Below are 15036 nucleotides of genomic sequence, written 5' to 3' on the forward strand. Positions count from 1 at the left end.
CTGCGACGTGAAATGAATCGAATTTAAAAATGGACATACTTCAATAATTTTCAATTATATATATTTCTGTAATCGTCATATAATATTTAGAAAGAAATTTCGTCACGATTCGTCTTCATAGTGATTAAGATCTCTTCTTTTGACGTAAAGTAATGTTAGTATGGTTTTTTCGACTATTTTTACCAAGGAAATATTTAAGATTAGTAAGGTTACATAACAAGGAGGTCGTCCTATGACAGATTCAAACAGGCAAAAAATAGTGGACAGCGTCCCGCAAAAGGGATTTTTCGGTCATCCGAAGGGGTTATTTACTCTATTCTTCACAGAGTTTTGGGAGCGTTTTTCTTATTATGGAATGAGAGCCATACTTGTCTACTATATGTACTATGAGGTATCACAAGGTGGACTTGGTTTCGATGAGCCTACAGCGCTTGCCATCATGTCGATCTACGGATCTTTAGTGTATATGTCAGGTATTATTGGAGGATGGCTGGCCGACAGAATATTCGGAACTTCAAAGGCCATATTTTATGGCGGTATATTAATTATGTTGGGGCATATTATCTTATCTATCCCTGGAAGCACAGCCATGTTCTTTATTTCGATGGTACTCATCGTCCTAGGTACAGGGTTACTGAAACCAAACGTATCCAGTGTCGTAGGTGAGATCTACAGCCCCGATGATCTTCGTCGAGATTCCGGGTTCAGTATATTCTATATGGGAATTAACCTTGGTGGATTCATTTCTCCATTAATTGTAGGAACCATAGGTATGAAAAGTAACAATTTCCACTTAGGATTCTCCTTTGCCGCTATTGGTATGTTTATTGGATTAATTATGTTTGTTTTAACCAAGAAGAAAAATTTAGGTATTGCAGGCACCATTATAGCTAATCCACTTTCCCCATCTGAAAAGAAAAAAGTCTATACGATCATTGGGGTCAGTGTAGTTATCATCGCAATTTTGATTGCTATCAGCATCCCATTAGGTCTGTTAACATTTAGTAGCTTTATTGCTCTTATAGGGATATTAGGGATTCTTATACCTACTACATACTTCGTTGTGATGTACCGCAGTCCTAAAACAAGTATAGTTGAACGTTCCCGACTTATTGCCTACATTCCGCTGTTTATTGCTTCCGTTATGTTCTGGGCAATTCAAGAACAAGGATCAACGATCCTTGCCTCCTATGCGGACAAGCGTACGCAGTTGAATTTTGCAGGAATTGAACTTTCGCCAGCTTGGTTTCAATCGTTGAATCCAATGTTTATTATCATCTTGGCTCCCGTATTTGCATGGTTCTGGATGAAACTAGGCGTTCGTCAACCCTCAGTTCCTAAGAAATTCTCCTTAGGCTTATTATTTGCTGGGTTCTCCTTTCTAGTGATTCTCCTACCCGCTTACTTTGGCGGTAGCCAATCCCTAGTTAACCCATTATGGCTTGTTCTTAGTTATTTCCTTGTCGTTATCGGCGAATTATGTTTGTCACCTGTAGGACTATCCGTAACTACGAAACTAGCACCAGCTGCTTTCTCAGCACAAACCATGAGTTTATGGTTCTTATCCAGCGCTGCTGCCCAAGCTATTAACGCTCAGATTGTTAAGTTCTACACTCCTGCGACTGAGATGATCTACTTCGGTGTCATTGGAGGAGCAGCAATTGTACTTAGTATTATCCTCTTCGCCCTTTCCCCTAAAATTCAGGGATTTATGAAGGGTATACGGTAACCAATCACTGTTAAATATAAAACCTCCCCTTTAATCAAGGGGAGGTTTTGTGATATTTCTGTACAAAAGATGGATTGAAGTTACGGAGTATGACGCATAGAAGGTAGCAATAAATCAGATATTATTTGGACCCAACGCCTAAATGGGATGCTTGGTGTGTTTATACGTAGTATCCTAACCGCAGTATATCGAAATGAGAACCTCTAAGCAGGTAAATTACGGACTTAGAATCCGCTATTATAATTTCAACCCAATGCAAATCGATCTTGATCAGAGATATCATCTTCCGATTGTTTCATTTGTTTGCTTCTTAGCTGTCCACAAGCAGCATCAATATCTGCCCCGTGTTCAAGACGAACGGTACAGTTGATATCATGCTTTTTCAAAGTGTCATAGAAAGCTAGGATAGCTTCCTGATCACTTCTCTGGTATTGACTATGTTCATCTACCGGATTGTATGGAATAAGATTAACACTTGCAAGGTGTTTCTTGTCTTTAATGAGTTCCGCCAGCTCCAAGGCATGCTCTTTGCGATCATTTACATCCTTAAGAAGGATATATTCGAACATAATTCTCCGATTCGTTTTCTCCAAGTAATACTCCACAGCGTTCATTAACTTTGCTATTGGAAAAGCACGATTGATAACCATAATCTTCGTCCGTAGTTCGTCATTTGGCGCGTGTAGGGAAATTGCCAAATTCACTTGTAAATCTGCATCGGTAAACTTAATGATCTTATCAGGCAGACCACTGGTCGAGACGGTAATACGCTTAGCACCAATCGCTAGTCCCTTATGATCCTTAATCACTTGCAAGAAGTCCACCAGGTTATCGAAATTATCAAATGGCTCGCCAATTCCCATGACAACCACATGGCTTACTCTTTCCTCTTGCTCTCTTTGATCTAGATGATGCTGAACATTCATAATCTGTTCCACAATTTCGCCTGCGGTCAGGTCACGACTTTTCTTAATAAGACCACTCGCACAGAAACTACAGCCAATGTTACATCCCACTTGAGTAGTGACACATACGGCTATTCCGTATTTTTGTCTCATCATGACCGTTTCAATGAGATTACCATCCTGTAATTTGAACAGAAGTTTAATCGTTCCATCCGTCGATTCCTGCTTCACATGTTCCGTTAAGGTCTGAATAACAAAGTGATCGGAAAGGATTTGAATACAATCTTCATTCACATCAATCATGTCTGAGAAGTCCGTTACACGTTTGCGATATAACCAATCCCAGACCTGTGTTGCTCGAAATTTTTTATGACCGGATTCCAAAAGCCATGCTGTTAATTGTTCTAATGTTAATCCATAAATGGATTGTTTATTCATGTCGTTTCCTCTTTTCAAAGCTTTAAGGTTCAGTCATATGATTGTCTCAAATTTTTATTATTAACACAAGCGAGACAAACTGTCATTTCTATGAAATATTTTTATTATTCAGCATCGTCTGTAGCTATAACAAGACTACAATAATGAAAAGGAGATCATTCACAAATAAACGTAGCACTCCCCCATAAAAGGGAATGGCTACGTTACTATGTGTTCATATTAACGAATCAAGTCTTTCAAGAAGCTCATTCGGTATTGTTGTCTAGGTCGCCCGCGCGATGCCCCTTTTTCTTCACCTATGATCTCTATAAGTCCAGCATCCATCCAAGCTAGTAGGAACCGGTGCGCACTCCGAGTCGTTACACCTAATACTGCGGCCATATCCTGCGCATAATAGTCGAGTTTCCCAAAACGTGTCGTATGTGCGATTAACTTGCTTAAATAGACAGAGGTTAACCCGGCTGCTTCCGCCTTTTTCAATAAAGCGGCATCAACGAGTGATAGATCAATCTCCATTGGCTCCGTCATTTCAAGAGGTCCTATCACGCTTTTATCTTCCCTGACAATAAAGCAATGATCGCCACCACCGCCCTTCGCTAATCGAAGGGCTTGTCTTGCATGCATTCCGGCTTGTCCAGCAGAATACCCAAATCCCACACCTATGCTTAATAACACGCCAAAAGCCCTCTGGGCTTTCTTAGCCAATGGAATTGTTTTATATCCACCTGTCTCGCGCTCAAAAATTCCCCGCGACGTTACGAACAAATATTCATTCCCCGCCAATTGCGTGAGATGCCCATCCAAATATTCAGCAAAATTTAATACCATATGATGAATATCCAGCTTAAGGCGCTGTACTTCATGCTCAGAAGGCTGCGCCTCAGCAAGCTTGGAGAAGTTGTCGACATGAATCAATCCCATGACAATTTGAGCTTCCTTATTCCTACGCCATTCTGATGATAATAAAGCACGTTCTAGTGTTACAATGATATCCTGTTCCGTAGGTACGACCCATTCACAGGGAATACCCTCTTCGGTTAATTTTATAGCCACACTACTAATTGTAGTCAGTGCACAACTCGAACGACCAGAGTTATATTGGTCTCGATGAAACGTTAACAATTCCTGCTCGGTTGGAATGGTATCTTTCTTATAAACAAATAACTCGACCTTTGGCCCGCCAAGCTCTGTAAATGCCCTTTCGATCATCTTCTCTGTTAACGTATCCACAGATAAAGATGATATACCATAAGTCCGTTCCAAGTGGAACAGACTTCTGTAAAGTCCCGATCCATTTAAGGGGACGAATAATGCAGGCACTTCGAAACGATTATTTTCTTTAGCAAGCAGATAAGGGACCTCACCGGTGAATAGAATCACATCTGCTTCCTCAGCTGCGATTCTTGTGAGCTCAGGAGCCTCGGACACTAGACGATATCCTTTCAACACAGGGTGAAAGGAGGGAAACCCTTTGAGGCAATCTGACATTTTGTCCATTAAAATTTGGGGTCCAATAATGGCTATTCTTATCCCTGAACATTCTGGGTCTTGCATTCTATCTTCCATCCACATGATGCGCCTCCAGCTATTCATATTTATCTTTCTATTCATAATGACTATATTATGAATATTCTAGAGTGGAGACGCCAACCCTTTTCATGTACGAAAATCATTTAATAAAGACAAGCCTTTCATTCGCATATGGACCGACCATGGAGCCGGGGAAAAAAATGAAAAATTATTTCTTAAGTATCAATACAGCAGTAACAGCGCATAATCAGGAATGTAACCACTGGCTCAAATGAGCAGTAACAAATTCATCATCATTCAAATGGGGATAACTACGATGCACACGATCAATCTCCTCCAATTGTCCTGGTGACAGCGTTTCATCTGGATTTAGACACCAACAACCCTCCAACAGCCCTTGACGCCGAAGCACCTCATGAATGCCAGGAATACACCCGTGAAATGAATGCGCAGGATCAAAAAATGCTGCATTGCTATCCGTTACCTCAGCACCTAGTGTTAACCAATTCCGATCTAGAAAACGGTCATCCCTTACTTTCTTAATATCATCCAGTAGCTTAACGGCCTTCTCTGTCCATACTGCCCAATGTCCGAGAAGCCCTCCAACAATTCGCTTCTCAACGATGTTGTCATTGACAGGATAACGGAAGGTCGTCAGCAAATCATGGACGATATTATCGTCATTCCCCGTATATAATGCAATATCATCACAACGGCTTGATTCCATAACCGCACGAACGACATCCCATGATTGATAGCGATTAAAGGGTGCCATCTTAATAGCAACAACCCCTTCGATCTCAGAAAATGCCCGCCAGAAATCATAGCTAAGTGTTCTTCCTCCTACCGAAGGCTGAAGATAGAAACCAAATACAGGAATGATATTTGCAACTTCCCTTGTTCTCATGAGCAACGCTTCTTCGCTCCAATTCTGAAGTCCACCCATACTTAGCAAGCCCACGTCATACCCAATCTCAGCAGCGACCTCCGCTTCGGCCACAGCTTGGTTTGTTGGACCGCAAATACCGGCAACCTTCATAAAAGGACGATCTAGATTCGCTCGTTCCACTTCCTCCGCTGCAAGCCTTAACACGGGTTCAAATAAGTCAATCCCTTTATCCCGAATTTCAAATTGAGTGGAGTGAACGGCTACCGCGATACCTCCAGCACCAGAGGCAATATAGTATCTCGTTAGTGCCCGTTGCCTAGCTTCATCGAGCTGTCGTGACGAATTAAGCGCAAGCGGATGTGCTGGAATAGCTAATCCATCGTGTAGCGCAGCATGTAACCCTGGTGCTAATGGTTTGCTCTGAGCCACCATCAATAGTTCCCCTCCCGATCTTGAAAGTGAGTATCTTTATTCCACGTCTCTCCATCTTGCTGCACCCAATTAGCTATCCATTCTATCATTTCATTCAGGGTAACCTTAGGATATCCAAATGTTCGCATGGCTTCAGCAGAATTACTTAACAGTGCTGTCGAAGCCTCTTCTCCCGTAATGACTGGCGTAATTCCCAATAACTGACCGAAGCGATTGGCTACCCAACGAAGAGACATCGTCTCTGGGCCTGTCACATTCATGAGCTTAGGTGGACTACTACACACATTCAGAGCACGAAGTGCGATCTCATTAGCATCTCCTTGCCAAATGACATTAGCATGTCCCATCGTTACGTCGATTGCCTTGCCCTCCTTCACAGACTTAGCGATCTCGAGCAATACACCATAACGAAGATCGATCGCATAGTTGAGCCGATAAATGAACATCGGAATGTCGTACTTATGGGAGAAATGTTCAAATACTCTCTCACGACCTAGACAGGATTGGCCGTATTCACCATTCGCAGAAGGTGGACATTGCTCGGTTGCTCCTCCGTCCTTGATCGGAGTTAGCGGATATACATTACCTGATGAAAATATAATCATACGAGAATTTCGAAATTTCTCCGCTACCCGTCCTGGCAAGTAGGCGTTCATGGCCCAGGTGAAATGCTCATTCCCAGTCGTACCAAATTTATTACCCGCCATATAAATCACATTTTTCACATCAGGAAGTGCCTGCAGTTCATTATCGTTCAGAATATCCGCAGCTATGGTCTCCACCCCAATATCCTCTAAATCCTGTCTTAACCCACCAGAGGTAAACCGTGATACACCAATCACTTTTTTCTTCAAGCCTGCCTGCTTAATCGCATTCATCGCCAGCCTCGCCATACTTGGTCCCATTTTGCCACCTATGCCAAGCAGCATTATGTCACCATCTATCGCCTCCATGTCACTCACTAGCTCTGCGGATGGCTTCGCCAACCTGCTTTCTAACTCCATAATACTATTGATCATCGTAAATCCCTCCAGTTACTTATCTTAGTAATTCATTTTAAAGACAAGTCTTTAAAATGTCTCAAATTATGTGAAAACCGACTATTTCATCGATCCTGTTCCGTGATTTTATAACTTAACTTCCTTACCCGTTTCTCGACTCTCGTTGGCTGCTTCAATAAACCGAATGACTTGTAGCGTCATAGCCATATCAACCGCTGGCTCACCTGTCTTGAACATATCCATCACTTTTTCAAGTAAGCTTGCATAGAAAGGCTTCTTATCTGAACCAATATCAACGAGTGAGGAGCTATGTTCTCTATTAATGACTGCCATAAATGGAAGACCACCCGATAGACTACCACGAACGGTACCGATTCTTCCATCACTCCACACCCCAGTAATCGTATCTTGGTCCCCTGATGTAGAAACCATAACATGATCACAAGTACCACCCATCACGGTAAATAACATCTCCACGGAATGAATGCCATACCAGAAATATCCCTTCTGGGTAGGTTCCATGTACATTGGTCCATAACAATCGACCCTTAGGATGCTATAGTTAGTGTTACTTTCGAGTTGCCTCGTTAACGCATCTGCATAACGAAGAGCTGATGTGCTTAAGATCGGAATGGACCATTGTTCAGCCAACTTAAAAATCGCTTTAGCCTCTTCTATACTATTTGCAAGTGGTTTGTCTATGAATACTGGCTTACCGTAGGGAGCAATCATCTCAAACAATTCTCGATGAACACGCCCGTCTGCAGACAGCAACAATATGGCATCACACTCAGCTGCTACTTGCTTCGGATGCTCGACCAACCGAACGCCAAACCGAAGGTTCATTTCCTCTGCAAAAGTTGCAACTCTTGAAATGCTAAGTTGGAAATCTGGTGACCCACCCGGAAAAGCGACAATGACCTCTCCTCCCTCTACATGATAAGGATGCTCCCTATCGTTCAGTAGTTCTGTAAAAGCAATTGAGTGAGAGGTATCTGTTCCAATGATTCCTATTCTCATATTTTTCTCCATCAGATCACATCCCCGATACCTAATATAATTTCTGTAGAGCCGACTATTCTGTCAGCCCTATCGATTTATATATCTTATCTTTCTCTATTATCACAAACGCTGGGCAGCCGCAAGAATATTAAGTAATTAATAGCGAATTAGTACACCCAGCGTGTTGCTTATATCTTCTTTCATCGCAATGTAAGCCTCGGGTGCTTCATCAATAGAATATTCCTTTGAAATAAGCGATTCCACTTGAATGATTCCCTCTTCAAGCTGCCGTATGAATTCCGCCATATTCCGGCCTTCTGTCCAACGAACATACGATTTGGGATAGTCAATATTCAGCTCCTCATACTGTTCATCGTATCGACCTGGTCCAGCTGCACGAGCAATTACGAAATCAGCTTCCTTCTGGAAAAAGAGCTCCCGCGGGAATTCAATAGGAACGTTACCAACCAACACATATTTTCCGCGGAACGCCAATTTTTCCATACTTGTAGCGATAATATTGGGTTTCAATGAATGGGCCACCAGAGCAATGCTGTCAAACCCATGACCTTCTGTAAACCGTTCTATATGCTCAGCAAGATGTTCATCATTGGCTAAATAAGCGTCGACTCCAAATTCTTTAGCAGCTGCTACTCGTGCAGGGTCCATATCGGTCGCAAACACACGGTAGTTAGCTTGTTTACTAAATTGTGCCATTAGCTGACCCAGTAGCCCTAAGCCAATAATCCAGACGGTCTCGCCAAATTCTATAGACAACCTTCTTACACTATGAATCGCAACAGAGCTCAATCCAACTAGTGCAGCTTCACGTAACCATTTATCCGACGATAATCGGACACATAACTGTCTAGGCACTGATAATTGCTCCGCATGATAAACGTATGGGCCACCATAACAGGCGACTAAATCACCGGGCACCAAATCATCCACCTTTTTACCTACCGCTATAACTTCTCCTGACACACTATAACCAAGCTTGAATCCATCTGTAACATCCATATTGTGTATCAGGTTCAGCTCTGTACCCGGACTGATAGAAGAGTATTTGACTTTGACGAGCACACGATATGGGTGATCAACCGTTAATACGGGAGCATCCGCTTCTTCAAGAAGTGCAACATGCTGTTTCACGATGATTTGCTTCATTTGTAATTAGTCTCCTTTTGTCCATATAATGGGCTGATCCAATAATTAAGAAAATAATATGACTGACGAAATGCTTCATTATGACCTTAGCTCTAGCACTACCGATATCTCTTGACTACACTTCCTTCTCCAAGTGGCACCTCTTCAAATAGCTTGCCTTCTCGCAGAAGTTTGGCAATCGCCCCATGCTCCATCGGCTCGAATCCTACCGCCCCATACAGGATACGTGGATCGAACACTTGATGTCTGATCCCATCCTTCACATGAGTATGCACGATATAATCCTTCAATAAGTGAACTCCCTTCCCAGGATCATCACCCGTCACCATAACCATATTGGCAGCGCTTGTAAGTGGGCACCTGATATCGAACCTGTTCCGATCACCGCTATTTTAAGCTTTGCCATTCATATATTCATCCTCTTCGTCAAGAACCCAATCATCTAGAATGATATTAGCTGTAATTCCAGCAAATCCCGTAGCTTTACGAAAGGTTGTCGTAACAGGTGAACGATCTGGTAGGTCATTCTGAATATTAGGAGTAAATAGTGAATGACCTCGTTCTGCTATACTCGCAGATACCTCTGCGAAACGGTCTTTCCCAAGCATACAAATATCTGATGATTGGCTTCTCCAGAAGGATAAATAAAGCTCCCAGCCATTAGACCAATCCCTCGTCCACCATGTCGCTTCGCTTTCTTCCGAAGGAGGCTGCTTAATTGCTTCTAGCATAGTATCTACTGCAGCAGCAGATACCTTTGACCAACGTTCATACAATTGACCCTCTAGTAAGGGTAAAGCAGTATACGCAAAAGCAACAATTGTCGCTTGGTAGAGTACACTATTTCCCATATGCACAGAGCCATCCCAGTTCTCGATGTAAGGCCACCAACCCGGTTCATTTTTTCCGAATCGATCCGCTAAATGGTTAAATATTTGATGAACCTTCTCCAAATAGATTAAATCACCAGATAGTTCGTAGGCCCTGCCAAATGTGTGTGCAGCATACATATCCCCGTTCAGCACGTCAAAGTCTGAGCTAGGACGTTTCAGTACAACCGCTGGGTTCTCTACAGCAACCTGAGTCAGTAAATATTGTGCAGCACGAAGTAAACTTTCTTTGGCTGCATCACTTCCCGTCGCTTTGTGTACATGATATAAGCTATTAGCAACGGCACCAATCTCTGCAATATCAACTACTAGAGGTTCACCTTTCTTCACATAGAAGGGCTGTGAAAAGCCACCATTTGGTAGCTGACGTCTTCTCACTTCCTCCACTAGACATTTAGCAATTTCCAACCCCTCAGAATTTCTGTTTAATTTACCGTCCAACACATACAAGGACGCCGCTAACCCTGTCGTACAGCAACTTGCCTTTTCGCCCAACTCGTCATCGAATATATACAGAAATCCAGTCTTTGGATCCTTTCTTAGTAAACTATTGAAATAAGGCTTCATCCCGTTGATGATCTGAGAAGCAAGATCTATCATATTCTCTCATCTCCTGTTGCATACTTATTAATGGATTATTTAGAACCTGTCATCGTAATTCCTTCAATAAATACTTTCTGTACGAAGAAATACAATATGATCATTGGAAACGTAAATAACGCTGCAGCTGACATCAACATACCCCATTCGATGTTGTACTCTCCGATGAAGGCTTTCAGCCCTACGGACAAGGTCCATTTCTCCGGATCGTTTAAATAGACAAGTGGTAGTTGATAGTCCTTCCAAGAACTTAAGAATACGAGCAAACCAACGGTAAATAGTGCTGGACGAGATAGTGGCAACATGATTTGAGCGTATATCCGAAATTCTGAGGCTCCATCAATCTTGGCGGATTCCGATACTTCCTGAGGAATACCCATGAAGAACTGTCGAAGTAAGAAGATATAATACGCTGCTCCAAAAAAAGCAGGAAGGATCAAGGGCCAATACGTATTGATCAGGTTCATTTTGTTAAACAAAACGTATAGAGGTATCATCGTAGCCTGAGTTGGTAACATGATTGTCGCCATGATGATCATAAATAAAAAGTTTCGCCCCTTAAAAGGGATTCTTGCGAGTCCGTAAGCCGTTAATGGCGCTGCAATTAACTCCCCCAGTACGCATAAAAGAGCAACGAATAACGTATTTAAGGTATATTTAAAAAATGGAATAAAGTTGACTGCGTTTGAATAATTGGTCCAATAGAATTCTTTTGGCCACCATACAAAGGGTATAGCGAAAATTTCTTCAATTGATTTAACTGATGTAAGTAACAAATAAGCAAATGGTCCAAGGAAAAACACGCCAGCTAAACAAAGAACAAAATGCTTGAGTATAGATTTCACCTTTTTCTTTGATTCCTTTTTTCTTTTGGCCGCTGGTAAACCTAAGTCATTCGATGAAACAGCTAGATTTGACATTACTTATCACCTCCATAGTAAACCCACTTAGCCGATGTCTTGAGGATAAGAAGCGTAATTAACATGACTACTAGGAACATGATCCAGGCCATAGCAGAAGCATAACCCATATTCAAGAATGAGAAGGCCTGCTGATAGAGATAAATGGAGTAGAATAGCAAGGAATTCTCAGGTCCCCCTGTCGACTGCGTCGCTTCGGCAAACACCATTCCCTCAGTGAAATATTGAAAGGAAGAGATTAGCATCATAAGTAACTGAAATATTGTCATAGGTGAGATAAAAGGGAATGTTATCGTCCAAAATTGTCTCCATTTGCTCGCTCCATCGATACTAGCTGCCTCGTAATACATTCTTGGTACATCTTGGAGGGCCGCCAAATACATCACCGTGATGGTCCCCGTTCCCCAGAAACCCATTAATACAAGTGATGGCTTCGTCCAATCTGGATCTATCAGCCAGTTCGGGCCAGTAATACCAACATAGCTAAGTGCGATATTAATAAATCCATATTGAGAGTTTAGCAACCACATCCATAATAGCGATCCTGCAACGGCAGGGACGAGCGTGGGTAAGAAATAAATTGTTCTATATATACTTTGACCTTTTACTTTCTTATTAAGAAGTAGCGCCATCACTAAAGCGTATGCCAAATGAGGCACGACGCCTACGACTGTAATGTATATAGTGTTATACATGGATAAGAAAAACTTGTCATCTATAAGTAAATTCTTATAATTATCTAGCCCCACCCATTCAGGTGCTTTAAATAAATTATATTCAGTCATACTGTAATAAAAAGAAGTTACGATGGGATATAGTTGAAAAACCAAGAAACCGATAATCCATGGGCTGGTAAATAAAAGTCCTGTGATTAGCACTTTCCGCTCTCTTTTACGAATTCCTTTGAAGTTGATACTCTTTGCTCCCATTATATCTTCTCCTCCCTTTAAGGTAGAAGCGGACCGATAGGCGGCCCGCTGCTCTACCTTCTTATTTCTTATCTGCTAAAGGTTGAATCTTCTCCTCAACCTTGTCCATAGCTTCTTGTGCTGTCAGCGTTCCCTTAAGTGCTTTCTCTGTCTCCTCAGATAAAGATTGCAAGTACTCATTGATGTATGCACTGTTTGGGAATCCGTTCAAATTACTACTTTTTGCTCTTTCATAGAATGACCACATCGTCTTATTATCTTCATCTAATAAACGGCTGTCTTCCAAAGCAGACGTTATCGTTGGAATAACATGTGCATCAAGAGAGAACTGAATCTGTGCATCTGTAGTCATCATGTATTTCATGAATTCCCATGCTTCCGCTGAATGCTTTGCTTTTAAAGGAATAAACGCAGCACGTGGACTAACCATCCCAGCACCTTTTAACTCAGGTTGATCCTCTGGATATGGGAAATCAGCAACGCCAATGGGTCCCTCTTCTGTTCTATCTGGCATAAAATTATATTCCCAACCAACATACATAGCTAGTTGTCCAGTCAAGAGCGGATCTTGAGGAGTACCCCGCTTGCCCATTCCTGATTTAAATTTATCTATTTTACTCTGACCGAATTGTTCATAAAATGAGCGTTGGTAAGCAATTGCTTTAACATTAGCTTCTGCGTTTGGTGTGACTTTACCTGTGCCTGCGTCATACCAAGAGCCTCCAAACACAACGGGCCAGAACACATTATCAATCCAAGGGTAATCGGGGATAAATCCCATTCGTGTTATATCTCCAGAATCATTTTCCTTTATCAGTTGTTTAGCATAATCGAATAGCTGCTCTAACGTTTCAGGAGGACTGGTTAACCCAGCTTCCTTAAAAGCTGCCTTATTGTACATAATTGAGCTAGCCATACTCATCGTGAATGGCATTGCGTAAAACTTATCGTTGACTTTCATTCGTTCTAAAGATGCCGGAATTAATGAATTCATATCAAAGCTGTCTTTTGCAATATTATCAGTTAGATCAAGAACAGCACCTGCATCTGCCCATGGACCGATGTTATTCCAATACGTCAATACTATATCCGGTGCCGCACCTCCAGATATTGCTGTTAATTGCTTCGTAGCGTCCTGATTTCCGAGTATTTTGACCGAAATACGATCTTGACTCTTATTGAAATTGTCTACCAATGTGTTAATCGGTTTTGCATCCGCATCCGTATACGTATGCCAGAATGATATTTCTACTTTCTCTTTAGAATCTGCTACCGAGTTTCCTGCACTATTATTGGCATTATTAGACCCACATCCAGCTAAAAGAGTAGTACTAAGAACAATAGAAGCTATTATCGAAAATGACTTTTTCTTGAATATTGACAATGTATATGCCCCCTTAATATATAATCAGATAAACTTCAGTAACGATTATTACTCTATAATGATAAGTCCTCCGAATTTGAGTATTCAATTCTTAATTATTTTAAATTCGAAATTTATTTAGTTTCTCGATTGAAATCTCACAGCCTATCCCTGGTTTATCAGGTAACGTAACCTGCCCTCCACTAATGAGAGGTCCCTGAAGAATCGGGTCGTCTTCCAAGAACATAGGTCCATTCAAATCTACGGGATCGGTAATCTGTAAGTAATTGAATAAATGTGCGCTAGCCGTCAGTCCTAATCTGGATTCAGTCAATCCACCGCCAAGAAGTCCTAATCCTGCTTCCCTCGCGATTTCACCGCATAGTTTTGCAGGAGATAATCCCCCCATTTTGGTAAGCTTGATCACAACGGAATCACAAGCCTCAGCACGAATAGCTTGTAGGAGATCTCCTGCCGTCCAAATACTCTCATCAAGAGCAATAGGTAAGGATGTCTTGCGCCTAAGTTCTGCATGTCCGAATAAATCGTTTGCTCGGAGTGGTTGCTCGAACACATCTACGCCTATATGCTCCATACGTTTGGAAAGCTTGACTGCTTGCTGTAAATTGTATGCCTGATTTGCATCGACGCGTAAAAACAAGTTCGGCGCTGCTCCCTTTACTGCATCTAGAATATCGATATCGATATCTGGATTGAGTCCAATTTTTACATCCAAACCTTTGTACCCATTTAATTGCGCGTATTGCGCTTTCTGCTCGGCTTCTACTGGATTCGAAGTACTGATTAGATATGAGATTTCCAATGTTTGACGATAAGTAGAGAACCACATATCAGCTAACCGTTTATCACTCGCTGAACCAATCAGATCGTGCAAAGCCATGTCAATCGCAGCTTTTGCAATTGGCTGTCCACTACTAGTACCCTTCTTGATCTCCCTATTCATTAAATAATGGATAGCATGAAGATCAGTTGCACTAGTTCCCAGTAACACAGGTCTTAAATAGTTATATATCGTGCTCGTTACTGTTTCTAACGTCTCATAGCTCCATCTATGACTGGGTCTTGCCTCTCCCCATCCCTCGACACCGTTATTTGCCGTCACTTTCACATATACATGCGGCGCTCCTTGGTTGATGTTTCCAACCGAACCGCTTGAAATTGTGAAGTTTTGTTTCATCGGAAGCATTAATGCAAAGACCTCAATGTTAGATATGTTTACG

12 protein-coding genes and 1 pseudogene are annotated in these 15036 nt (G+C 41.9%); 1 reads left to right on the forward strand and 12 read right to left on the reverse strand.

Annotated features, from left to right (window positions below; translation table 11 throughout):
- The first annotated feature begins 232 nt into the window (after window positions 1-232).
- Window positions 233-1729, forward strand: a complete 1497-nt coding sequence (locus AC1D69_RS12235) for a peptide MFS transporter (protein WP_495456442.1) — start codon at window positions 233-235, stop codon at window positions 1727-1729.
- A gap of 245 nt (window positions 1730-1974) precedes the next feature.
- On the opposite strand, the gene rlmN is transcribed toward AC1D69_RS12235, so the two are convergent.
- From rlmN to AC1D69_RS12295, 12 genes and pseudogenes are all read right to left on the reverse strand, one after another.
- Complete coding sequence (gene rlmN / locus AC1D69_RS12240) at window positions 1975-3072, reverse strand: dual-specificity RNA methyltransferase RlmN (protein ID WP_495456443.1); 1098 nt, start codon at window positions 3070-3072, stop codon at window positions 1975-1977.
- Window positions 3073-3291: 219 nt separating this feature from the next.
- A complete protein-coding gene (locus AC1D69_RS12245; RefSeq protein WP_495456444.1) occupies window positions 3292-4644 on the reverse strand; it encodes a GGDEF domain-containing protein in 1353 nt (450 codons plus the stop codon).
- 205 nt (window positions 4645-4849) lie between these two features.
- Window positions 4850-5923, reverse strand: a complete 1074-nt coding sequence (locus tag AC1D69_RS12250; protein WP_495456645.1) for a dihydrodipicolinate synthase family protein — start codon at window positions 5921-5923, stop codon at window positions 4850-4852.
- Window positions 5923-6939: an NAD-dependent epimerase/dehydratase family protein gene (locus tag AC1D69_RS12255; RefSeq protein ID WP_495456646.1), complete on the reverse strand. Its 1017-nt coding sequence runs from the start codon at window positions 6937-6939 to the stop codon at window positions 5923-5925. The genes AC1D69_RS12250 and AC1D69_RS12255 overlap by 1 nt, the downstream gene beginning before the upstream one ends.
- Window positions 6940-7050: 111 nt before the next feature.
- Window positions 7051-7956, reverse strand: a complete 906-nt coding sequence (locus AC1D69_RS12260) for a Gfo/Idh/MocA family protein (RefSeq protein WP_495456445.1) — start codon at window positions 7954-7956, stop codon at window positions 7051-7053.
- Between the two features lie 126 nt (window positions 7957-8082).
- Window positions 8083-9093, reverse strand: a complete 1011-nt coding sequence (locus AC1D69_RS12265) for a zinc-dependent alcohol dehydrogenase (protein WP_495456446.1) — start codon at window positions 9091-9093, stop codon at window positions 8083-8085.
- Window positions 9094-9209: 116 nt separating this feature from the next.
- A pseudogene (locus AC1D69_RS12270) lies at window positions 9210-9434 on the reverse strand (sugar phosphate isomerase/epimerase); the annotation flags it as partial.
- 51 nt (window positions 9435-9485) lie between these two features.
- On the reverse strand, window positions 9486-10583 hold the full coding sequence (locus tag AC1D69_RS12275) for a hypothetical protein (protein ID WP_495456447.1): 1098 nt from the start codon (window positions 10581-10583) through the stop codon (window positions 9486-9488).
- Window positions 10584-10618: 35 nt separating this feature from the next.
- Complete coding sequence (locus AC1D69_RS12280) at window positions 10619-11503, reverse strand: carbohydrate ABC transporter permease (RefSeq protein WP_495456448.1); 885 nt, start codon at window positions 11501-11503, stop codon at window positions 10619-10621.
- On the reverse strand, window positions 11503-12432 hold the full coding sequence (locus AC1D69_RS12285) for a carbohydrate ABC transporter permease (protein WP_495456449.1): 930 nt from the start codon (window positions 12430-12432) through the stop codon (window positions 11503-11505). The genes AC1D69_RS12280 and AC1D69_RS12285 overlap by 1 nt, the downstream gene beginning before the upstream one ends.
- Window positions 12433-12493: 61 nt before the next feature.
- Window positions 12494-13816: an ABC transporter substrate-binding protein gene (locus tag AC1D69_RS12290; protein ID WP_495456450.1), complete on the reverse strand. Its 1323-nt coding sequence runs from the start codon at window positions 13814-13816 to the stop codon at window positions 12494-12496.
- Window positions 13817-13916: 100 nt separating this feature from the next.
- Complete coding sequence (locus tag AC1D69_RS12295) at window positions 13917-14993, reverse strand: mandelate racemase/muconate lactonizing enzyme family protein (protein ID WP_495456451.1); 1077 nt, start codon at window positions 14991-14993, stop codon at window positions 13917-13919.
- Window positions 14994-15036: the final 43 nt, after the last annotated feature.

The organism is Paenibacillus sp. Y301, from assembly GCF_059445505.1.

Bases quoted from the DNA above. Each gene is read 5' to 3' on its own strand.
- AC1D69_RS12235 (WP_495456442.1), top strand. From the start codon at position 233: ATGACAGATTCAAACAGGCAAAAAATAGTGGACAGCGTCCCGCAAAAG.
- AC1D69_RS12285 (WP_495456449.1), bottom strand. From the start codon at position 12,432: ATGGGAGCAAAGAGTATCAACTTCAAAGGAATTCGTAAAAGAGAGCGG.
- AC1D69_RS12275 (WP_495456447.1), bottom strand. From the start codon at position 10,583: ATGATAGATCTTGCTTCTCAGATCATCAACGGGATGAAGCCTTATTTC.
- AC1D69_RS12280 (WP_495456448.1), bottom strand. From the start codon at position 11,503: ATGTCAAATCTAGCTGTTTCATCGAATGACTTAGGTTTACCAGCGGCC.
- AC1D69_RS12295 (WP_495456451.1), bottom strand. From the start codon at position 14,993: ATGAAACAAAACTTCACAATTTCAAGCGGTTCGGTTGGAAACATCAAC.
- AC1D69_RS12265 (WP_495456446.1), bottom strand. From the start codon at position 9,093: ATGAAGCAAATCATCGTGAAACAGCATGTTGCACTTCTTGAAGAAGCG.
- AC1D69_RS12250 (WP_495456645.1), bottom strand. From the start codon at position 5,923: ATGGTGGCTCAGAGCAAACCATTAGCACCAGGGTTACATGCTGCGCTA.
- AC1D69_RS12245 (WP_495456444.1), bottom strand. From the start codon at position 4,644: ATGTGGATGGAAGATAGAATGCAAGACCCAGAATGTTCAGGGATAAGA.
- rlmN (WP_495456443.1), bottom strand. From the start codon at position 3,072: ATGAATAAACAATCCATTTATGGATTAACATTAGAACAATTAACAGCA.
- AC1D69_RS12260 (WP_495456445.1), bottom strand. From the start codon at position 7,956: ATGGAGAAAAATATGAGAATAGGAATCATTGGAACAGATACCTCTCAC.